Here is a 19,205-nt window from a genome sequence, read left to right as displayed (position 1 = left end):
TGTTTCGATTAATCCGATTCAACAAGGTGGAATCATGAAAACCATGCAGAAATGGATCGCCGGCGCGATGTTGGCGGCAGTTTCGTCGGTTTGCCTGGCGCAAACCACGGGCGTGACGCGCACCGAGGTATTGAAAGGCGACGTATCGGTGCCGGGGCGCGAAGCGGTGATTTCGCACGTCACGATCGTGCCGGGCGGCAAGCTCGGCTGGCATACCCATCCGGGCGACGAAATCAGCTACGTGGAGGCGGGCGTGCTGACGCTGCTCGTCGACGGCAAGCCGACCGAGCAGGTGCCGGCCGGCAAGGGCTTCATCGTCGAGACCGGCCACGTGCACAGCGCGAGAAACGACGGCGCCACGCCGGTCGAACTCGTGACCGTGCATGTGGTGACCAAGGGCCAGCCGCTGGCCACGCCGGCCGCGCCGCCGGCGCAGTAAACCATCCGCCGCGGGCGGCTCCGGGTTGGGTTTTCACCCGCCCGGGCCACCCCGGCACCTGCCACCCGCGCTCCTGCCGGGCGGCAGCGTTCCGTTCCCCCGATGTGCCGCGCCGCAACAGCGCGAACGAGATTAATTCAAGCCGCCGGGAAATTTCACTTGCTGTGTTTATAATCGTCCGTTCCGCCGATCGATACGATGCCGGGTGGGCGGGGTACGGCGGGTTCAATGCACGACCGAAGTCGATATGAATTGAAGATTTTGTAAGGTTAGATCATGTCCGATTGGCCCAATACGCCGGTCCCATTCATGGACGGCATTGCCATCTGTGTGGCCACGATCGGACGCGATATGCACCGCGCGCTCGTCGTGACGGCTGCCAATCACCATTTTTTCGAAATGATGGGCGTGACGGGCGAGGACATGCCCGCCTTTCCGATTCCGCTCGATGTGCTGGCGGCGGATTTCGCGCTGCGCGATTTTCGCGAGCAGTTGCGGGTGTGCTTCGACGCCGGCGAATCGCCGCAGATGGCATGGAGCTACGATTTCCGCGCCGATACCGAGGTGTGGCGCCTGTCGCTGGAGCCGGTGCGGCATCTGCAAGGCGGCAAGGCGATCGTGCGTGAAGTGATGGTGACGGGTTTCGACGTCGCCACCAAATTGCCGCCCAATCAGGAACCCGATATCAAGGCCGCGCGTTATCGCGCGGTGGTCAATTCCGCCTACGACGCGATCGTGACGATCGATCACGATCGCAATATCACGCTGTTCAATCGCGCGGCGGAAAACATGTTCGGTTATTCGGCCGCCGAGATAATCGGCCGGCCCATCGAAACCTTATTGCCCGAAAAATATCGGGCCGATCACCCGCAGCGCGTGCAGCGATTCGCCGACAGTTATCAACCGACCGTGCGCCACAATACGCCGCCGCGCATGGACGGCAGCAATAGCGTATTCGGCCAGCATCGCAATGGTTCGATTATTCCGGTGGAAATCGCGCTGTCGCGAATCGACGTGCATGGCGCGACCGAATTTACCGCCGTGGTGCGCGACATTACCGATCGTGCGCTGCAAATGGAATTGCTGAAACAGCAGGCCACTACCGATGCGCTGACGGGCCTGCCGAACCGGCGCGGCTTCATGGAATTCGTGGAAAGCGTGCTGGGCAGCGACGATGCGTTGTCGGTGTTCATTCTCGACATCGATTTCTTCAAGGACATCAACGACAGCCATGGCCACGATGCCGGCGACGAGGTGTTGCGCGTGCTGGCGCAGGTCGGCGCATCGATGACGCACGAGCCGAACGTGTTCGCGCGCTGGGGCGGCGAGGAGTTCGTGGCGGCGCTGCCCGGCGCCGACGCCGATCGCGCGCATCGCGTGGCCGATGCACTGCGCCAGTGCTTCGAGCGCCAGGATTTCGAGCATCCGTGGCGGCTCCAGCCGATTCCGTTTACGGTCAGCATCGGCGTGGTGGCGCGCGAGGCGGGCGAGGACGACGTGGAAGCGCTGATGCGCCGCGCCGATCGGGCGCTGTATCGCGCGAAGCAATCGGGCCGCAATCGCGTCGAGATGGCGTGATGCGCGCGGCCCCGGCCGCTTGCTTGCCGCTTATTTGCCGCCCGTCACATCGAGGAACGTCCCGGTAATGAACGACGCCTCGCTCCCCGCGAGCCACAGGATCGCGCGCGCCACTTCCTCGGCCTGACCGCCGCGTCCCATCGGGATCGACTCCCTGACGCGGTCCACGCGCCCCGGCTCCCCGCCGCTGGCGTGCATCTCCGTGTAGATATGCCCCGGCCGCACGCAGTTCACGCGAATGCCGTCGCGCGCCACTTCCTTGGCAAACCCCGTGGTGAACGTTTCGAGCGCGCCTTTCGAGGCGGCGTAATCGACGTATTCGTTGGGGCTGCCCAGGCGTGCCGACGCCGACGACACGTTGATCACCGCGCCGCCCCGGCCGCCGAGGCGCTGCGACATGCGTCGGATCGCATGCTGCGCGCACAGCATCGGGCCGATCGCGTTGACGGCGAAGATCCGCTGCATCCGCTCGAAACCCAACTCCACCAGCGGCGATTGCCGCGCGATGATCGCGGCGTTGTTGACCAGCACGTCGAGGCGGCCGAACGTGCGGTCTATCGCGGCGAACAGGTCGTCCACCTGGGCCGGATCGGCGCTGTCCGCGCGCACGGCCAGCGCGCGGCGGCCGTGCGCCTGCACGTCGGCGGCCACGGCCTGCGCGGCGGCCTCGTTGGCGACGTAGCTGATCGCCACGTCGTAACCGCGTTCGGCCGCGAGCCGCGCGGTGGCGGCGCCGACGCCGCGGCTGCCGCCGGTGATCAGGATCAGCGGGGCGGGGGAAGGGATGGTCATCGAGCGAATCTCCTGGTCGTGTTGCAGTGCGGTGCGCTCAGTCTAGGTGCGCGCGCAACCGGCCACAACGGAGCGGAATTCGTCTCAGCGGTGAGAAAAAGTCACGCGCTGCGGCGTGCTGCCGATGCGGATGCGGAAAACCCCTAGGCGCGATTTAGCCATGTATTACCAGCCGGCATGCCACGCTCGTTACGCTGGCGGCACTAGAAGACCGCATCCCCACGAGAGCAGGCATGACCATGATCCGAGTTCGTCGCACGCAGTCCTCATCTTCTTTCCGCATGATCCGTGGTTCCTCGCGCCTGCTGACGCTGGCCGTGCTGGCCGGCGCCTGCCTCGGCGGCGCGGGCCTCGCACAGGCGGCCGGCGATCCCGCGCAGGGCCGCGCCAAATTCACCGCGTGCGTGGCCTGCCACGGCGCGAACGGCAACACCACCACCTCGCCCGGGTTCCCGAAGATCGGTGGCCAGAACGCGGCCTACGTGGCTGCCGCGCTGCACGCGTACAAGGCCGGCCAGCGCACCGGCGGCACCGCGCAGATGATGCAGCCGATGGCGCAGGGCCTGTCCGATCAGGACATCGACAACCTCGCCGCCTATATCGCCACGCTCGGGCCGAAGTGAGGCCCGCCGCTCACCCCTTGATCGAGACGAAGGAGATCGCCCGATGGCCAAATTGATTCACACGATGGTGCGCGTGCACGACCTCGACCGCTCGCTCGCGTTCTACGACGCGGCGTTCGGCTTGAAGCCGTCGCACCGGCTCGATTTCGACGATTTCTCGCTGGTCTACCTGCGCAACGCCGAAGCCGAGACGGAACTCGAACTGACCTGGAACAAGGGCCGCGAGCCGGCCTATACCCACGGCGATGGCTACGGCCACGTCGCGTTCGTGGTGGACGACGCGGCCGCCGACCGCGCGCGCCTGGTCGGGCTCGGCCTGCAGCCGAAGGACGTCAAGACGTTTCGCGACGGCGGCGGCGAGCTGATCGCGCGCTTCTTCTTCATCGAGGACCCGGACGGCTACAAGATCGAGGTGCTCGAACGGCACGGGCATTACCGCTAGGCGAATGCCGGCAATCACCGGCATATAAAAACCCAGGCAGCAAGCGAAGCAACCCAGGCAGCAAGCGTGATGACGGCAGCACTACAACAACAAGCGCAACAAGCGCAACAAGCGCAACAAGCGAACCCGAGCGCATCACGTTCCCGCAATCAAGGAGACGAACATGGAAGGCAAAACCATCGGCATTGTCCGCGAGAGGCAGGCCGAAGCGGACGGCCCGCGGCGCATCGCGCTGACGCGCCGCGAGTGGCTCAAGGGAACCGGCGTGCTGATCGGCACGCTGGCGCTGTCGTCGTCGCTGGCGGCGTTCGCGCCGAGCCGCGTCTGGGCGGTCGAGCTGCAAGGGCTCGATTCGCACACGGGCGCGGTGCTGCTCGCGCTGGTCAAGCAGATCTATCCGCACGCCACGCTCGACGATGCCGTCTACGCGCTGGTGGTCAAGGATCTCGACGCCAAGGCGCGCAAGGATGCGGCCACCCGCACGCAACTCGCGGCCGGCGCGCGCCAGCTCGACGCGAAGTCGGCCGGCGGCGACTGGGCTCACGAGGATGCCGCCGCGCAGGCGAAGGACACCGCCGCGATCGCCGGCACGCCGTTCTTCGAGACGGTGCGCAGCACGGCCGTGGTCTCGCTGTACAGCAACGGGCTGGCCTACCGGCACTTCGGCTATGGCGCCGCGCAAGGCGACGGCGGTTATTTGTTCCAGGGCTTCGACGACCTGAGCTGGCTGCCCGACCCGGCGCCGCAGGACAGCGGCCCGGTTCCGGCAGCCTGACCCTGGGAGACCTCACATGGCAACGCAACAGACGCAGCAATCGACACAACAGCAGGCGAGCAAGCGCTTTTCGCACAACGACGGCAGCGTGGTGGTGGTGATCGGCTCGGGCGCGGGCGGCGGCACGCTCGCCAACGAACTGGCGCAGAAGGGCATCGACGTGGTGGTGCTGGAGGCGGGCGGCCTGAACACGCAGGCCGATTTCAAGACCGAGGAATGGGAGGCGTTCAAGCTGCTGTCGTGGCTCGATCCGCGCACCACGTCCGGGTCGTGGCGGGTGGCGCGCGATTTCCCGCAGCTGCCCGCGTGGATCTGCAAGACGGTGGGCGGCACCACCACCCATTGGGCCGGCGCGAGCCTGCGCATCAAGGCGCACGAATTCGCGGCGCGCACCCATTACGGCGCGATCGAGGGCGCGTCGCTGCTCGACTGGCCGGTCACGCGCGAGGAACTCGATCCGTACTACGACCGCGCCGAGAAGAAGCTGGGCGTGACGCGCACCAACGGCCTGCCGGGCCTGCCCGGCAACAACAACTTCAAGGTGATGCACGCGGGCGCGACCAAGCTCGGCTACCGCGAATGCAATACCGGCCACATGGCGATCAACAGCACCAACCGCGACGGCCGCAGCCACTGCTATCAGCGCGGCTTCTGCTTCCAGGGCTGCCGGTTCGGCGCGAAGTGGTCCACGCTCTATACCGAGATTCCGCAGGCGCAGGCCACCGGCCATATGGAATTGCGCACCCAAGCGCACGTGGCGCGCATCGAGCACGACGCGCACGGCAAGGCCACGGCGGTGCTCTATTACGACGCCAAGGGCAAGCTGCAGCGGCAGAAGGCGCGCGTAGTGGCGGTGGCCGGCAATTCGATCGAGACGCCGCGGCTGCTGCTGGCGTCCGCCTCGAACCGCTTCCGCGACGGGCTGGCCAATTCGTCGGGGCAGGTGGGACGCAACTACATGCGCCACACCACCGGCTCGGTATATGCCGTGTTCGACCAGAAGGTGGACATGTACAAGGGCACCACCATGGCCGGCATCATCGAGGACGAGGCGCGGCTCGACACCGGGCGCGGCTTCGCGGGCGGCTATCACATGGAGACGATCGCGCTGGGCCTGCCGTTCTACGCCGCGTTCTTCAACCCGGGCGCCTGGGGCGGCGATTTCACGAAGGCGATGGACGCCTATTCGTACACCGCCGGCATGTGGATCGTCGGCGAGGACATGCCGCGCGCCTCGAACCGCATCACGCTGAACCACGACGTGAAGGACGCCTACGGCCTGCCGGTGGCGAACGTGCATTTCGACGACCACCCGAACGACGAGGCGATGCGCGAGCACGGTTTCAAGCAGGGCACGGCGGTGTACGAGGCCGCCGGTGCGAAGACGGTGTATCGTGTCCCGCCATATCCTTCCACGCACAATCTCGGCACCGCCCGGATGAGCGCGCGCGCGGAGGATGGCGTCTGCAACGGCTACGGGCAGACCCACGACATCGCGAACCTGTTCATCTCGGACGGCAGCCAGTTCACCACCGGCGCGGCCGAGAACCCGACGCTGACGATCGTCACGCTGGCGATCCGTCAGGCCGACTATATCGCCGGGCGCATGAACCGGCGCGAGCTGTGAGCCGCGCGGCTCGCTTCGAGACAAGGAGACATTCGCATGTGCAGCGTCTATATCAACGCGGACCCGATTCTCTACGAATCGCGCACGCGCGCGATCCGGATACACGGCGTGGTGACCACCGTGCGCCTGGAGAACCTGTTCTGGGAAGTGCTGCAGGAAATCGCCAACCGGGAGGACATGACCACCAGCCAGTTCGCCGCCAAGCTGCATGACGAGCTGCTGGACCTGCGCGGCGACGAGCCGATCAACTTCGCGTCGTTCCTGCGGGTGTGCTGCATGCGGTATCTGTCGGTCAGCCGCGAGCGTGGCGAGCGCCAGCCGGCGGCCGACGACGTGCCTCCCGGGCTGGCCCGGCTCAAGATGGTCGAAGCCGGGCGATAAGAACCGACCGAGCCGCCGCGCCGTGGGGGGAGCCGGCGCGGCGGCGGATCGATCAGGACTGCTGCGCCATCGGGCGCCGCGCCTGGCGCACCGCCAGCCACACGGCCGAGATCAGGAAGTACGCGGCGCCCACGCCGGCGTAACCCGCCACCTTGGCGATGGCCGGCGGCGCGGCCGCCTCGGCCTGCACGATGAACAGCACGCCGGCCAGCGCCGATTGCGCGCCACTCAGCACCATCGGCCATTGCGCGCCGAAGCCCTTCCAGCGGCGCAACGCCGTGCCGAGCTGGAGCAGGCCCGACACGATGGCCCACAGGCCGAACGCGCGCAGCACCCAATCCGGGCCGATCGTCAACGCCACGGCCACCGCCACGGTGGTGATCGTGCTGATCAGCACGTTGAGCGTCTGGGTGCGGTTGTCGGCCATGCCGCCGCTGCGCGACAGGTCGAGGTAGTTGGCCAGCGCGTCCCAGGCCGGATAGACCACCAGCAGGATCGCCGCGAGCCCGGCCGATTGACGGCCGAGCGCGAAAGCCAGCGCCACCCAGACGATCGAAAACGCCGCCCGAACGAAGTAATACTGCTTGAGCCAGCGCTCGGCGCGGGCGGCGGTGGGTTCCGTGTAACGATCGATCATGTCGACTCCTTGCTTCGAGAATGACGGGCCGGCGCGCGACATGGCCGAAAGCCATGCGGCGCCGATGACGGAAGAAGCATCGCATCGCCCGCGCGCGGGCGGCATCGGTCGAATAACCGATCCGGCCCGTTGGCCCCTCGCGTATAGTGGGCGTTCCCTCGCGCGCGCAATCCAGTTAGCGTGTCCCTTTTCCGCCGATGCCTGCCGTTTTCCCTCCGATGACCGACGATCCCGCCCGCCTCGCGCCGTTGCGCGTGTTCGATGCCCTGAAGGCGCTCGCCTTCGTCGGCGACCTCAGCATGGGCCAGCCGACCGACCACTCGCCGCGCTCGGCCTGGCTGGCCGGGCGGCTGGCGCAGGCGGCGGGGCTCGACGCGGCGGGCTGCGCGACGGCGCGCGAGACCTCGCTGCTGCGCTGGTCGGGCTGCACGGCGAACGCGGCCGGCTTCGCCGAGACGTTCGGCGACGACATCGCCGTGCGTGCCACCATGCTCGAAGCCCGCCCCGGCTGGCGCGCGCCGCTGGAGGCGGCGGGCGGCGCGGGCACGGCGCTGGTGCCGCTGGCGCAGATCCACTGCGAGGTGTCGGGCGAGGTGGCGCGCATGCTGGGCCTGTCGCGCGATACGGAAATGGCCTCGCGCCACATCTTCGAAACCTGGGACGGCAACGGCCTGCCGTCGCATCTGGCCGGCGAGGCGGTGCCGATGCCGGTCATGATCGTCTCGCTGGCGGGCGACCTCGAGATCTACCACCGCGTGTACGGCGTCGAGACGGCGCTGGCCATGCTCGCGCAGCACGCCGAGTCGCGTTACCCGCGCGCGCTCGTCGAGCTGGCGGCGGGCGAGGCGGCCGGCTGGCTCGCCACGCTGGAGCGCGCCGCGCCGGGCGAACTCGACGCCGGGCTGCTGACGCCGTCGATGGAGCAGGCGGCCTCGGCCGAGCTGATCGCCGACGTCATCGATCTGAAGCTGCCATGGATGACGGGCTTCTCGCGCACCGTGGCGGCCACCGCCGCCGCCTGCTGCGCGCGGCTGACGCCCGATGCGGCCGCGCACGAGCGCGTCTACCGGGCCGGGCTGATTCACGGGATCGGGCGCGCCTCGGTGCCGAACAGCGTGTGGAACCTGCCGGGGCCGCTGCCCGAAAGCGCCTGGGAAAAGGTGCGGCTCGCGCCGTACTGGACCTCGCGCGCCGGCCGGCAGGCAGGCGTGCTCGGCGAGGCGGCCGAACTGGCCGCGCACGCTTACGAGCGGCTCGACGGTTCCGGGTATTTCCGTGGCGCGCGCGGCGTGGCGCTGACGCTGGAGGCGCGCGTGCTGGCGGCGGCGGTGGCGTGGGTGGCATGGCGCTCGGCGCGGCCGTGGCGCGCGGCGCTGCCCGACGACGCGGCGGCGCAGCAGATGCGCGAGGCCGTGGCGGCCGGCCGGTTCGACGGTGCCGTGGTCGAGGCGCTGATGATCGATGGCGGCGCGCTCAAGCGGCCCGCCAGCCCGGTCGGGAGCGGTGCGCAGCAGGCCGTGCCGTTGTCGGCGCGCGAGCTGGACGTGCTGCGGGCGATTTCGCGCGGCGCGAGCAACAAGGAAGCGGCGCGCGCCCTGACGTTGAGCCCGAGCACGGTGCGCACGCACGTCGAGAGCGTATTCCGCAAGCTCGACTGCTCGACGCGTGCGGCGGCCACGCTCAAGGCCTCGGTGATGGGGCTGATCTGAGCGGGCCGCTGCGCGAAACGTTCAGAACGGCTTGGTCGGCAGGTACTTGCCGTCCAGCGTGATCACCGCACGCGACCCGCCTTCCGGGTCGTCCACTTTCTTGATATCGAGCTTGAAATTGATCGCGCTGATGATGCCGTCGCCGAACTGCTCGTGCACCAGCGCCTTCAGCGTCGAACCGTAGACCTGCACCATCTCGTAGAAGCGGTAGATGGTCGGATCGGTCGGCACGCCGCCGGGAATGCTGCCGCGCAGCGGGATGGTCTGAAGCTGGCGCACGTCGTCGTCGTCGAGATCGAGCTTGTTGGCCACCACGCGCGCGGCGTCGGCCGGCAGCGGATGCTGGCCGAGCAGGGCGGCGGTCACGAAGGCGAGGCTCAGGCCGGTGCCTTCGCAGATCTGCTCGAAGCTCAGGTTCTTGCGGCTCTTCGCGTCGATGATCCGGTCGGTCAGCGCTTGGCGCGGGGCCTGGGTGATGTGCGATTGCGTCATGTCGATGCTCCTTGGTGTCGAGGTCGGGAGAAAAACGGGCGGAAAACGAAGGGGTCAGGCCGCGGGGCGGGCGTCGATGGCGCGCAGCGCGCGGGTGTCGGGGAACGCGGCCAGCGACACGAAGCGGCGCGTCGCGCCGTCGTACGCGTCGATCGAGCCGGTTTCGATGTCGTACACCCAGCCGTGCAGCGCGAGCCGCCCCTGGTCGAGCGCCAGCCGCACCGACGGATGCGTGCCGAGATTGGCCAACTGAGCGATCACGTTCTCGCGCACCATCGCATCGACGCGCTCGTGCGGGCTCGCGTGGTCGCGCACCTCGTTGACGACACGCGCCGAATCGGCGTAACCGAGCCAGTTGCGCACGGCCGGCATGTGATCGAGGCAGGTGCAGTTGGCGATGGCCGTCATCGCGCCGCAATCGGAATGACCGCAGATCACCACGTCGGTTACGCCGAGCGCCGCTACCGCGTATTCGACCGAGGCCGTCACGCCGCCCGGCTCGGGGCCGTAGGGCGGCACGATATTGCCGGCATTGCGGATCACGAACAGGTCGCCCGGCTCGCGCTGCGTGACCAGTTCGGGCACCAGGCGGCTGTCGGAGCACGAGATGAACAGCGTGCGCGGATGCTGGCTGGTGGCGAGCCGCCGGAACAGGTCGGAGCGCTGCGGAAACACGTCGCGCTGGAATTTCAGGAAGCCGTCGATGATCTCTTGCATGTCTCGCTCCGTCGGGAGGTCGTGAACCGGTGAAGCCATCATGCGACGGGTCAGTTATAGCGTCCAAGACCGGTTTATTATCGAAGCCATTGGTATTGCCAATAGTTGCCGGCGCGGGCCGGCACGCTTCGAGGGCGCCTCATGCTGCTTCGTCATATCCGGTATTTCCTGGCGGTTGCGGAACATCGCAACTTCACGCGCGCCGCGCAGGCGCTGCATGTGTCCCAGCCGACGCTGTCGCAGCAGATCCGGCAACTGGAGGACTCGCTCGGCGTGCCCTTGCTCGACCGTTCCGGGCGCACCGTCCGTCTGACCGATGCCGGCGCGGCCTACGTGCATTTCGCGCAGCGCGCGTTGCAGGATCTGGAGGCGGGGCGGCGCGCGATTCACGACGTGGGCGAGTTGAGCCGCGGCCGCTTGCGGCTCGGCATGACGCCCACCTTCACCACTTATCTGATCGGGCCGCTGCTGGCGCGCTATCACGCGCGGTATCCGAACCTCACGCTCGACGTGATGGAGATGCCGCAGGAGCGCATGGAGGCCTTGCTGAACGAGGACGCGCTCGATGTCGGCATTGCGTTCGCCGAAACCGATTCGCCCGACATCGAGGCCGTTGCGCTGTTCGTCGAGGCGCTGGCCGTGGTGGTGGGCAAGGCGCATCCGCATGCGAAGCGGCGCAAGCCGCTGACGCTCGACGCGTTCGCGCGCGAATCCCTGGTACTGCTGAACGGCGAATTCGCCACGCGCCATTACGTCGACCGCTATTGCCGCCAGCACGGCGTGGCGCCGCGCATCGCGATGGAGGTCAATTCGATCAGCGCGGCGATCGACATCGTGCAGCGCACCGGGTTGGCCACGCTGCTGCCGGCCGAGGTGGCGCGCGAGCATCGCCAGCTGTGCCGGGTGGAGCTGACGCCGGCGCTGCCGCAACGCACGGCGGCCGTGCTGCTGCGCAAGGATGCCTATCGGAGCGCGGCGGCGCGCGCATTCGTTGCGTTGGCGCTGGAGACGCGAGCCGAGCGCGCTGCGCCCGAATAGGCGTCATCATTTTTGAAACACCGGCCGACTTTGTTCGGCCATTTTGCTTTCTATTTCTTCGCGAATACTTCACAATCCCGCCGCGCGCGTTTCATTGCAATCGGATTATTTGATAAATGGAAATGATTCGTGCGTTTATATAGTGAAATCATGGAATAACAAAATGAGAGTATTGACATTCCGAGGGCGGGCATGGGTATTGGGCTGCACCGCATTGCCGTATCGCCACGACGTCATCGCCCGGCCGGCGCGCTGACGCATTTCCCCTCGCACGGCCTCCTTCGCGCCTCCTTGAAAGCGATTCGTCAGGCGCCGATGCAACGCCTGTCTTGCAACACGACGAAACTTTGCCACGGCGATCGGCATTGACCTCTCGCGGCCCGTGTCACGGAATTTTCACGATCGACGGTCTTAATCGCTGGCGTGTTCTTAATGGCTTGGTCATGCTTGGCAACAACGCCTCGCAAAGCAGCGCCGTGTCGCGTCGAGGTCGGTTCGGGGGTAAACCGGCATCCGGCGTGGACGATGCGCACGATACGATTGGGTAGAAATCTGTTTGACGATTCGAAGAAATGACATGCCTCGCAACGCAATAAAATATCGATTCGTGGCCCGACAGCCCATCCTCGACGTCTCGGATCAAATCGTCGCCTACGAGCTGCTTTACCGTGGCGGGGAGGAGAACCGGGCACCGCCGAACGTCGATTCGGCCGAAACGGTGTCGGTGATCGAATCGGCGGTGGCCAACTTCGGCATCGAGAACCTGGCCGACGGCAAGGACTGCTTCATCAACTGCACCGACGCGCTGCTCAACTCCGAGGCGATCCGCGTGCTCGATCCGGCGCACTACGTGCTCGAGGTGCTGGAGGACAGCACGCTGGACGACGAGGTGATCGAGAACTGTCGGGTGTTGCGCGCGATGGGCTTTCGCATCGCGCTCGACGACGTCAGCAAGATCGACGAGCGTGTCGAGCGGGCGCTGCCGATCGCCGATATCGTCAAGATCGACTGGTCGATCACCACCGAATCGCGGCGCGCCGAACTGGCCGCCTTTTTCAAGCGCAAGAACAAGACCATCCTGGCCGAGAAGGTCGAGGATTACGCCGCGTTTCGCGAGGCGAGCGCGATCGGCGCGACGCTGTTCCAGGGCTATTACTTTTCGCGGCCCGAAATGCGCCGCGTGCGCTCGGTGCCGCCCGACTTCGGCTCGGTGCTGTCGACCATGGGCCTGATCGCCGACGACGCGCCGATCGAGCAGTTGGTGGGCTCGATCGCCAACGCGCCCTCGCTGCTGGTGCATCTGCTGCGCCTGGCCTCGGCCGCGGCCAACAACGTGCGCGTCAGGCCGCAGGAAATCGGCTCGATTTCCACTGCCGTGCGAGTGGCCGGATCGGCGCGCCTGATGAAGTGGTGCACGTTCCTGATTTATCACGGCGACCTGACCGAGCGCGATCATCCGTTCACGTTCCTGGCCGAGCAGCGCGCCGAGATCATGGCGGAATACATCGAGCGGGGTAATCCGGGCGACGAGCATCTGGTGCGCATGGCGCATATGGCCGGCGCGCTGTCCCTGCTCGACGTGCTGTATTCCACGGATCGCGAGGAATTCTGGAAAAGCCTGCCGGTGGCGCCGGCCATCAAATCGGCGATTTCCCATTTCGACGGGCCGATTGGCGAGGCATTGGCTTTTGCGATGACGTTCGAGAATGCGGACGTGAATTAAGCGGCAATAAGGCCGGAGTGGTGTCGAGCCGTTGTACTGGATTGTGGGTACAGGCGTGGCGCGACATTTGTAATACAATTCGCGCTCCGCTTGCCGCACCACCGCCGTAGCCTTGCCAGCTCGGCGTGCCAAGGGGCAGTGACGGATTCGCTCGGATCATTCCATCCGATTTCACGAATTTCGTTGCCTGCGCCAATGCAGGCAATGCCAGCCTTTTTCATTCGAAATGAACGTCACCACGTCAGACGATTGCACGGGTATTTTGGCGGACCATCCGTTAGCACGCGCATTCATCGTATTCGGTTATCGGGACGGTACGTTTTCAACGATTCCGAATAATTTCTTCAAGAACTGGATCGACGAGGAAGCGACCGAGGGCTCGTTTCATATCGAGAAGGGCTCGGGCTTCGGCGTCGGCTCGCTTGCCAAATACGACGGCAATGCGCAAACCCTGCGCATCGGCAAATACGTGGCCGGCGGCCAGCGCGTGCGCTTTCTGCTGAACGGGCAGCACGACACGCGCAGCATTTCGATGACGATGTTCAGCGTTTTCGGCACCGGCATGCTGAACCCGCCGCCGCCGCAATATGCGGACACCGAAGTGCACAACGACGTGTGGATCGGCGACGAGGCGATGATCCTCGGCGGCAGCGTGATCCAGAGCGGTTGCGTGATCGGCGCGCGCACGCTGGTGCCGCCCAATTTCCGCTCCGAGCCGTATGCGATCTATGCCGGCTCGCCGGCGCGGCTGATCAAGTTCCGCTTCGCCGAGCCGGTGCGCGAGGCGCTGTTCGAGCTGGCCTGGTGGGACATGCCGCTGCAATGGATCAAGCAGCACAACGAAGCGTTCCTGGTGGACCTGACGGCCGACGAAGGCCACGCGCTCGAGGTGCTGGCCGAATTGAAGCGCATCAAGTTCGCCGAGCAGCGCGCCAACCGACGCCCCTGATTCGCTGCGTTTTTCCGCTGTTTCCGCTCATTCCCCCCGCATTTTTGATTTCCTCTGTATCGCGTCCACGCCGCGATACAGAGCGATACAAACGACGTTCCCGGCTCCGCTATAAATCCGTCCAGACGCTCGACGCATCGCCCACGGCCGAGGCCCACGGGCATGTCGAGCCGATCAGGTTGGGGCCGCGCCCGCATCGGCGCGGCTTTCCAGGGATAAGCCAGCACATCAGGAGCAGGGAACATGTCGGATTCTGTCAATCTTCGCCGCCGCCGCATTCTCGGTACGACGCTTGCGGGCGTCGGCCTCGTCGATTTCGGCCTCGGCAGCCTCGCCCGGGCGCAAACGCCGGCCGCAACATCGGGCGCGGCGACGTCCGGCGGCGGCGCGAGCTTCACCGAGATCCGGCAGATCCGCGTCGGCGTGCTCGACGTCGGCTATGTCGATGTCGGCCCGCGCACCGGCCCGGTGGCGATCCTGCTGCACGGCTGGCCGTACGACATCCAGTCCTATGCCGAGGTCGCGCCGCGTCTCGTGGCGGCCGGCTACCGCGTGATCGTGCCGTACCTGCGCGGCTACGGCTCGACGCGCATCGTCTCCGCCGACACGCCGCGCAACGGCCAGCAGGCCGCGATCGCCGCCGACGTGGTCGCGTTGATGGACGCGCTGAAGATCGACAAGGCCGTGTTCGGCGGCTACGACTGGGGCGCGCGCACGGCGGACATCATCGCGGCGTTGTGGCCCGAACGCGTGGTGGCGCTGGTGTCGGTCAGCGGCTACCTGATCGGCAGCCAGGCCGCGAACCGCGCGCCGCTGCCGCCGCAGGCCGAATTCCAGTGGTGGTATCAGTTCTACTTCACGACCGAACGCGGCGAACTCGGCTACGCGGCGAACCGCGACGCGTTCAACCGCCTGATCTGGCAACTGGCCTCGCCGAAGTGGCGGTTCGACGACGCCACCTACGAACGCACGGCCGCATCGTTTCGCAATCCCGACCATGTCGCCGTGGTGATCCACAACTATCGCTGGCGGCTCGGCCTCGCGCAGGGCGAGGCCCAATACGACGCGCTCGAACAGCGGCTCGCCGCGCTGCCGCCGATCGCCGTGCCGACCATCACGCTCGAAGGCGACGCGAACGGCGCGCCGCACCCGGCGCCGGCCGCCTATGCGAAGAAGTTCACGGGCAAGTACCGCCACCGCACGCTCGACGGCGGCATCGGCCACAACTTGCCGCAGGAAGCGCCGCAGGCGTTCGCCGACGCGATGCTGCAAGTGGTGGCGTTGTGACGGGCGCGCAGCGTTGGCTGGCGGTGGTGCTGCTCGGCGGTGCGTCCTTGGCCTCGGCCGCCGATGCGCCGCCGCCGCCGAACGCCTCGCCGATCTACGGCGTGACGATTCCGCCCGGCTACCGCAAGTGGGAGATGATCGCGCCGGCCGAGGAGCCCGCGCCGCTCGACGAGCTGCGCGTGGTGCTCGGCAATCCGCAGGCCGTGGCCGCGCTGGAGCGATCGACGCTGCCGTTCCCGGACGGCACGATCCTCGTGAAGCTCGCGTACAAGCGCAAGCAGTCCGAAGAATCGCCCACGGCGACGGTGGCCGGCCGGGCGACCACGGTGCAGGTGATGGTCAAGGATTCGAAGCGCTATGCGGCCACCGGCGGCTGGGGCTTCGGCCGCTTCGTCAACGGCGTGCCGGTGGACGCGGCGCAGCACCAGACCTGCTTCGCGTGCCATCAGGCTTTAGTGAGGAATCACGACTACGTGTTCACGCGCCTGGCACCGTGAGGGCGGGGCGGCCGGCCACAAGGCCGGCATCTGTAACAGCCTTGTCGCTTCGGTAACGAACGGCATCGGGCGTGGACCGGCGCACGCGGCCACGGCACAATGCCGGCTGGTTCACACGCTACCTATGGAGTCCCCATGAAAAAACTGATGATTGCCCTGTCCTGTTTCGGTCTGTTCGCTGCCGCCGGCACGGCCAATGCGGCCGGGTGCCTGAAGGGCGCGGCGGTGGGCGGCGTGGCCGGCCACGTTGCGGGCCACCACGCGGTGCTCGGTGCGGCCGCCGGCTGCGCGATCGGCCATCATCACGCGGCGAAGAAGGCCAAGGAAGCCAGCGCGGCGGCTGCGCCCGCGCCTTCGCACTGAGCGACGGCAGCCGCAACAGCGGCGTAGCGCTCACACGGCGCGGCGTGCCCGATCGAGGGTGCGCCGCGCCGTGTTGCTTTTTGCGGCGCCCGTCAGGCGCCGCGTGACGCTCAACTGCTCAACACCTGCGTCTGGATCGTGTGCGAGTTGTTCGCCACGCTCAGTTGCACGCGCTTGGCGACCGGGTTCGCCGGCGCGGTGCCGTCGCTGTTGAGCGGTTTCACCTTGGTGTAGACCACCGAGAACGCATCGGCCGTGACGGTGGCGGAGGCGTAGCCTTGCGCGTCGTGATCGGCGTAGGCCAGGTCGGGATTGAACTGTTGCAGCGCGGCGTCGAAGGTCGCGCCGTTCGTCACGCCGAGCAACGGCAGCAGGGCGGCGTACTGCGTGCCTTGCGTCTGCTGCTGGATGTAGCTGTAGAACGACGAACTGCTGATCCCGGCCGACACGAAATCCACCAGCACCGGGGTGCCCGTGGCCGGGTTCGGCACGTCGCGCACCACGCCGGCCTGGAACGCGTGCAGGTCGCCGGTGATCGCCACTACGTTCTGCACGTTGGCCTGCTTCAGGTAGCCGAGCACGTCGGCCTTGTGGCTCGGATAGCCGTCCCACGAATCGCAATTCATGATGTAGTTGAACGCCGCCGAGGTCGGCACGCCCGGTACCGTGGTCAGGTCGATCCACAGGCGGTTCAGCATCACTTCGTTGCCCCACACCTTCCACGCGGCGGTCGAGCCGGACATCTTCTGCTTGAACCATTGCGTCTGCGTCGGGCCGAGGATCGACGGTGCGCGGCCGAGCGCGGCGGTATCGAGCGCTTCGGCGGCGCTCAACGCGTTCTGCGTCACGAAATAGCGCACGCCCACCGAGCTGGTGGTGCTGGCATCGGGCAGGCCGAGCTGGCTCGCGGCCGGCCCGCCGATCTGCTCGCTCATCACGTGCTGGTCGCGGAACAGGCGCTCGTCGGTCATCACCAGATCCATCAGGTTGCCGTAGCTGAAGCTGCGGTAAATGCTGATGTTCGTGTAGGCCGGGTTGCTCTGGTCGAACTGCACGTCGCTCCAGTCGATCGGCATGTATTCGGCCCAGGCCTGGCTCGCGCTGCGGCGGCGCGAGGTCTGCTGCGCGTTCGCGTTGGTGTAGGTCTGATGATCCTGCCAGCAGTCGTCGGAGAATTCGTGGTCGTCCCAGATCGGGATCATCGCGAAGCGCTGGTGCACCGCCTGCAGGCGCGCATCGGCGCGGTAGGTGCGGTACAGCGTGCGGTAGTCGTCGAGGCTGTTCGCGTAGATGCCCGCGCCGCCCGGCAGCGCGATGCCGTCCGGCAGCGTGATCTGCGTGTGGGCCGGTTCGGCCGCGCCGGTCTGGAACGACGCGCCGACCGTCTCGTAGATGTAGTCGCCCAGATGCACCACGAAATCCAGATCGCTTTCGGCCGCGATCAGCGACAGCGCCTGCCAGTGGTTGACCGTCCAGTCCTGGCACGTGAACCAGGCGAAGCGCACCTTCGACACGCTCGAACCGGCCGCCGGCGCGGTCTTGGCCGTGCCGGCCGCGCTGATGTCGCCGCCCGCCACGAAGCGGTAGTAATAGGTGGACGCGGCGGCCAGGCCGGTCACCTTGGCGCGCACCGTGTAGTCGAAATCGGGCAGCGCCTGCAACGCGACCTGCGCGGCCAGCGTCGAGAAATCGGCCTGGGTGGACACCTGGAGTTGCAGGCCGACCGGCGCGCTCGCGCCGGACTTGGCGACGGCGCGCGTCCAGAACACGATGCTGTCGCCGCGCGGGTCGCCGCTCGCGACACCTTGCGGGAAGCTGTAGACGCCGGCAGCGGGCGCGGTGCTCGCGCCGGTGTTGGGCGTGGCGGGCGCATCGTCGTCGGACGAGCACGCGGCGAGCGTGCCGCTGGCCGCGGCGATGGTGAAGAACGCGGAGGAACGGAGAAAGTGGCGGCGGTTCATTCGTTGGCTTCCTTTTGTTATCGGGAATGGCACCGCGACGATAAAGAGCGAGTTTGACGTGCAGGTGAATACCGGCGAAATGCATCGCAAATAGAAGAAACTGTCGAATCGATTGAAGCGCGCGCGTGAACGATTATGTCGGATGCGATCGGTCAATCTCGATGCCGCGTCATTCATATCAAAATAAATCGAATTCGATTCGGGTTTCGCAAGAGTGTGGAATATGGTGGAGTATTCCTGCCGTGTGCGGCATGACCTCATTCGTGGATTATCTTTCGCTTGCCGCATATCGATGCTGGTTGCTTTAAAACAATCGTCGATATGAAGAGGGCAGTGAATATTCCACGAAAAGGATCAGCGCCATGAGCAATAACGGAAATGCAACGGCACCGTCTGCGGGTTATCTGACGGATTACAAGCTGAACGGCCAGCAACGCAAGGGCGTGAAATTCAGCGCCGGTTCGCTCGCGTATTTCGAGCACTACGATATCGTCGTGGAAGGGGTGGCGTATCAGGATCCCGAGAAAATCGACGCGGCAAACATCATCTTGGTGCCGGCCAACGAGGATATCGCCTGGAACAGCCGGATCGGCGTGTATGGCGCGAACGGAACCGGAGAGAGCCAGGCGCTTTTCCTGGACGGCACGGTGTTTCGTCCTGGCGCGGGGCATATCGACAATCGCGGCGAGCTGACGCGCATCGTGTTCGATTCGGGCAATGTCGGGCGCTATACCCATTATTCGGCCGACGTCGACGGCACCGAATATGGCGGCCTGACGATCGTTCCTGAAAAGAACGCGGTCGAATTGCCGGTGAAGGTCAAGGAGAACGCCAAGATCGAGATATTCGGGCGCAGCGAATCCGACAAGAAGGTTTCGGTGTTCGATGGCCGCTCCGAAGCCGAGCCGCTGCACGGCGCGGTGGTGTTTCACGGCGACACGTCCACTTGCGTGATGTTCATGAAGGGCGATCTGGAGAAGTTCGCGCCCGGCTACAAGCTGCGCTATGAAAACGACAAATCGACGGTCGAGGCGCGGCGCCTGTCGCCGACGCATATCCGCTTCGAAACGGTCGGCCGCAACATCGTCACCGAAGTGCAGCTTTACGCGCTGACGGCCGACGGCGCGGAAGACCGGCTGCTGTTCAAGGGCCGCTACAACAAGGACGAAGCGGCA

20 protein-coding genes are annotated in these 19,205 nt (G+C 66.3%); 15 read left to right on the top strand and 5 right to left on the bottom strand.

Annotated features, from left to right (window positions below; all coding sequences use genetic code 11):
- Positions 1-34: 34 nt before the first annotated feature.
- Together ACYP33_RS33345 and ACYP33_RS33340 are read left to right on the top strand one after the other, a co-directional pair.
- Positions 35-439: a cupin domain-containing protein gene (locus tag ACYP33_RS33345; RefSeq protein ID WP_414441770.1), complete on the top strand. Its 405-nt coding sequence runs from the start codon at positions 35-37 to the stop codon at positions 437-439.
- Positions 440-715: 276 nt separating this feature from the next.
- Positions 716-2,017 carry a sensor domain-containing diguanylate cyclase gene (locus tag ACYP33_RS33340; protein WP_459625390.1) on the top strand — a complete coding sequence of 434 codons (1,302 nt, stop codon included), beginning with the start codon at positions 716-718 and terminating at the stop codon, positions 2,015-2,017.
- 30 nt (positions 2,018-2,047) lie between these two features.
- Here ACYP33_RS33340 and ACYP33_RS33335 read toward each other — a convergent pair whose 3' ends face one another.
- Complete coding sequence (locus ACYP33_RS33335) at positions 2,048-2,809, bottom strand: SDR family oxidoreductase (protein WP_414447766.1); 762 nt, start codon at positions 2,807-2,809, stop codon at positions 2,048-2,050.
- Between the two features lie 233 nt (positions 2,810-3,042).
- Here ACYP33_RS33335 and ACYP33_RS33330 point away from each other — a divergent pair, with 233 nt between their 5' ends.
- The 5 genes from ACYP33_RS33330 (at position 3,043) to ACYP33_RS33310 (ending at position 6,657) form a co-directional block, all read left to right on the top strand.
- Positions 3,043-3,432 (top strand): c-type cytochrome, encoded by a 390-nt coding sequence (locus ACYP33_RS33330; protein ID WP_459625389.1) that lies wholly within the window; start codon positions 3,043-3,045, stop codon positions 3,430-3,432.
- Between the two features lie 43 nt (positions 3,433-3,475).
- The gene (locus ACYP33_RS33325; RefSeq protein WP_459625388.1) at positions 3,476-3,874 is read left to right on the top strand and encodes a VOC family protein; all 399 of its coding nucleotides are present in this window, start codon (positions 3,476-3,478) and stop codon (positions 3,872-3,874) included.
- Positions 3,875-4,037: 163 nt separating this feature from the next.
- A complete protein-coding gene (locus ACYP33_RS33320; RefSeq protein ID WP_459625387.1) occupies positions 4,038-4,649 on the top strand; it encodes a tat (twin-arginine translocation) pathway signal sequence in 612 nt (203 codons plus the stop codon).
- 16 nt (positions 4,650-4,665) lie between these two features.
- The gene (locus tag ACYP33_RS33315; protein ID WP_459625386.1) at positions 4,666-6,276 is read left to right on the top strand and encodes a GMC family oxidoreductase; all 1,611 of its coding nucleotides are present in this window, start codon (positions 4,666-4,668) and stop codon (positions 6,274-6,276) included.
- A gap of 36 nt (positions 6,277-6,312) precedes the next feature.
- Positions 6,313-6,657, top strand: coding sequence for a ribbon-helix-helix domain-containing protein (locus ACYP33_RS33310; RefSeq protein WP_414447761.1), 345 nt, complete (start codon positions 6,313-6,315; stop codon positions 6,655-6,657).
- Between the two features lie 52 nt (positions 6,658-6,709).
- On the opposite strand, the gene ACYP33_RS33305 is transcribed toward ACYP33_RS33310, so the two are convergent.
- Complete coding sequence (locus ACYP33_RS33305; protein WP_414447760.1) at positions 6,710-7,294, bottom strand: DUF308 domain-containing protein; 585 nt, start codon at positions 7,292-7,294, stop codon at positions 6,710-6,712.
- Positions 7,295-7,512: 218 nt separating this feature from the next.
- Here ACYP33_RS33305 and ACYP33_RS33300 point away from each other — a divergent pair, with 218 nt between their 5' ends.
- A complete protein-coding gene (locus tag ACYP33_RS33300) occupies positions 7,513-9,003 on the top strand; it encodes an HD domain-containing phosphohydrolase (protein ID WP_459625385.1) in 1,491 nt (496 codons plus the stop codon).
- A gap of 21 nt (positions 9,004-9,024) precedes the next feature.
- Here ACYP33_RS33300 and cynS read toward each other — a convergent pair whose 3' ends face one another.
- Both cynS and ACYP33_RS33290 read right to left on the bottom strand, forming a co-directional pair.
- Positions 9,025-9,495 (bottom strand): cyanase, encoded by a 471-nt coding sequence (cynS, locus tag ACYP33_RS33295; RefSeq protein WP_459625384.1) that lies wholly within the window; start codon positions 9,493-9,495, stop codon positions 9,025-9,027.
- A gap of 54 nt (positions 9,496-9,549) precedes the next feature.
- Entirely contained in the window at positions 9,550-10,212 is a 663-nt protein-coding gene (locus ACYP33_RS33290) for a carbonic anhydrase (protein ID WP_459625383.1), read from the bottom strand.
- A 141-nt stretch (positions 10,213-10,353) separates the two neighbouring features.
- On the opposite strand from ACYP33_RS33290, the gene cynR reads away from it, so the two are divergent.
- The 6 genes from cynR to ACYP33_RS33260 all read left to right on the top strand — a co-directional run bounded on the left by cynR (position 10,354) and on the right by ACYP33_RS33260 (position 16,069).
- The gene (gene cynR / locus ACYP33_RS33285) at positions 10,354-11,250 is read left to right on the top strand and encodes a transcriptional regulator CynR (protein WP_459625382.1); all 897 of its coding nucleotides are present in this window, start codon (positions 10,354-10,356) and stop codon (positions 11,248-11,250) included.
- Positions 11,251-11,857: 607 nt separating this feature from the next.
- Positions 11,858-12,973 (top strand): EAL and HDOD domain-containing protein, encoded by a 1,116-nt coding sequence (locus tag ACYP33_RS33280; RefSeq protein ID WP_414447755.1) that lies wholly within the window; start codon positions 11,858-11,860, stop codon positions 12,971-12,973.
- A gap of 226 nt (positions 12,974-13,199) precedes the next feature.
- A complete protein-coding gene (locus tag ACYP33_RS33275; protein WP_414447754.1) occupies positions 13,200-13,922 on the top strand; it encodes an LbetaH domain-containing protein in 723 nt (240 codons plus the stop codon).
- 243 nt (positions 13,923-14,165) lie between these two features.
- Positions 14,166-15,209, top strand: a complete 1,044-nt coding sequence (locus tag ACYP33_RS33270; RefSeq protein ID WP_459625381.1) for an alpha/beta fold hydrolase — start codon at positions 14,166-14,168, stop codon at positions 15,207-15,209.
- On the top strand, positions 15,206-15,706 hold the full coding sequence (locus tag ACYP33_RS33265; RefSeq protein ID WP_459625380.1) for a cytochrome P460 family protein: 501 nt from the start codon (positions 15,206-15,208) through the stop codon (positions 15,704-15,706). The genes ACYP33_RS33270 and ACYP33_RS33265 overlap by 4 nt, the downstream gene beginning before the upstream one ends.
- 135 nt (positions 15,707-15,841) lie before the next feature.
- On the top strand, positions 15,842-16,069 hold the full coding sequence (locus ACYP33_RS33260; RefSeq protein WP_414447751.1) for a hypothetical protein: 228 nt from the start codon (positions 15,842-15,844) through the stop codon (positions 16,067-16,069).
- 110 nt (positions 16,070-16,179) lie between these two features.
- On the opposite strand, the gene ACYP33_RS33255 is transcribed toward ACYP33_RS33260, so the two are convergent.
- Entirely contained in the window at positions 16,180-18,030 is a 1,851-nt protein-coding gene (locus ACYP33_RS33255; RefSeq protein WP_459625379.1) for an alkaline phosphatase D family protein, read from the bottom strand.
- A gap of 362 nt (positions 18,031-18,392) precedes the next feature.
- On the opposite strand from ACYP33_RS33255, the gene ACYP33_RS33250 reads away from it, so the two are divergent.
- Positions 18,393-19,205: hypothetical protein (locus ACYP33_RS33250; protein WP_459625378.1), on the top strand; the 813-nt coding region annotated here is incomplete at its 3' end.

The organism is Burkholderia sp. 3C, assembly GCF_054589155.1.
This window is presented reverse-complemented; position numbering and strand designations above follow the sequence as displayed.

Bases quoted from the DNA above. Each gene is read 5' to 3' on its own strand.
- cynR (WP_459625382.1), top strand. From the start codon at position 10,354: ATGCTGCTTCGTCATATCCGGTATTTCCTGGCGGTTGCGGAACATCGC.
- ACYP33_RS33340 (WP_459625390.1), top strand. From the start codon at position 716: ATGTCCGATTGGCCCAATACGCCGGTCCCATTCATGGACGGCATTGCC.
- ACYP33_RS33275 (WP_414447754.1), top strand. From the start codon at position 13,200: ATGAACGTCACCACGTCAGACGATTGCACGGGTATTTTGGCGGACCAT.
- ACYP33_RS33270 (WP_459625381.1), top strand. From the start codon at position 14,166: ATGTCGGATTCTGTCAATCTTCGCCGCCGCCGCATTCTCGGTACGACG.
- ACYP33_RS33255 (WP_459625379.1), bottom strand. From the start codon at position 18,030: ATGAACCGCCGCCACTTTCTCCGTTCCTCCGCGTTCTTCACCATCGCC.
- ACYP33_RS33320 (WP_459625387.1), top strand. From the start codon at position 4,038: ATGGAAGGCAAAACCATCGGCATTGTCCGCGAGAGGCAGGCCGAAGCG.
- ACYP33_RS33330 (WP_459625389.1), top strand. From the start codon at position 3,043: ATGACCATGATCCGAGTTCGTCGCACGCAGTCCTCATCTTCTTTCCGC.
- ACYP33_RS33310 (WP_414447761.1), top strand. From the start codon at position 6,313: ATGTGCAGCGTCTATATCAACGCGGACCCGATTCTCTACGAATCGCGC.
- ACYP33_RS33260 (WP_414447751.1), top strand. From the start codon at position 15,842: ATGAAAAAACTGATGATTGCCCTGTCCTGTTTCGGTCTGTTCGCTGCC.
- ACYP33_RS33335 (WP_414447766.1), bottom strand. From the start codon at position 2,809: ATGACCATCCCTTCCCCCGCCCCGCTGATCCTGATCACCGGCGGCAGC.
- cynS (WP_459625384.1), bottom strand. From the start codon at position 9,495: ATGACGCAATCGCACATCACCCAGGCCCCGCGCCAAGCGCTGACCGAC.
- ACYP33_RS33325 (WP_459625388.1), top strand. From the start codon at position 3,476: ATGGCCAAATTGATTCACACGATGGTGCGCGTGCACGACCTCGACCGC.
- ACYP33_RS33300 (WP_459625385.1), top strand. From the start codon at position 7,513: ATGACCGACGATCCCGCCCGCCTCGCGCCGTTGCGCGTGTTCGATGCC.
- ACYP33_RS33305 (WP_414447760.1), bottom strand. From the start codon at position 7,294: ATGATCGATCGTTACACGGAACCCACCGCCGCCCGCGCCGAGCGCTGG.
- ACYP33_RS33345 (WP_414441770.1), top strand. From the start codon at position 35: ATGAAAACCATGCAGAAATGGATCGCCGGCGCGATGTTGGCGGCAGTT.
- ACYP33_RS33290 (WP_459625383.1), bottom strand. From the start codon at position 10,212: ATGCAAGAGATCATCGACGGCTTCCTGAAATTCCAGCGCGACGTGTTT.
- ACYP33_RS33315 (WP_459625386.1), top strand. From the start codon at position 4,666: ATGGCAACGCAACAGACGCAGCAATCGACACAACAGCAGGCGAGCAAG.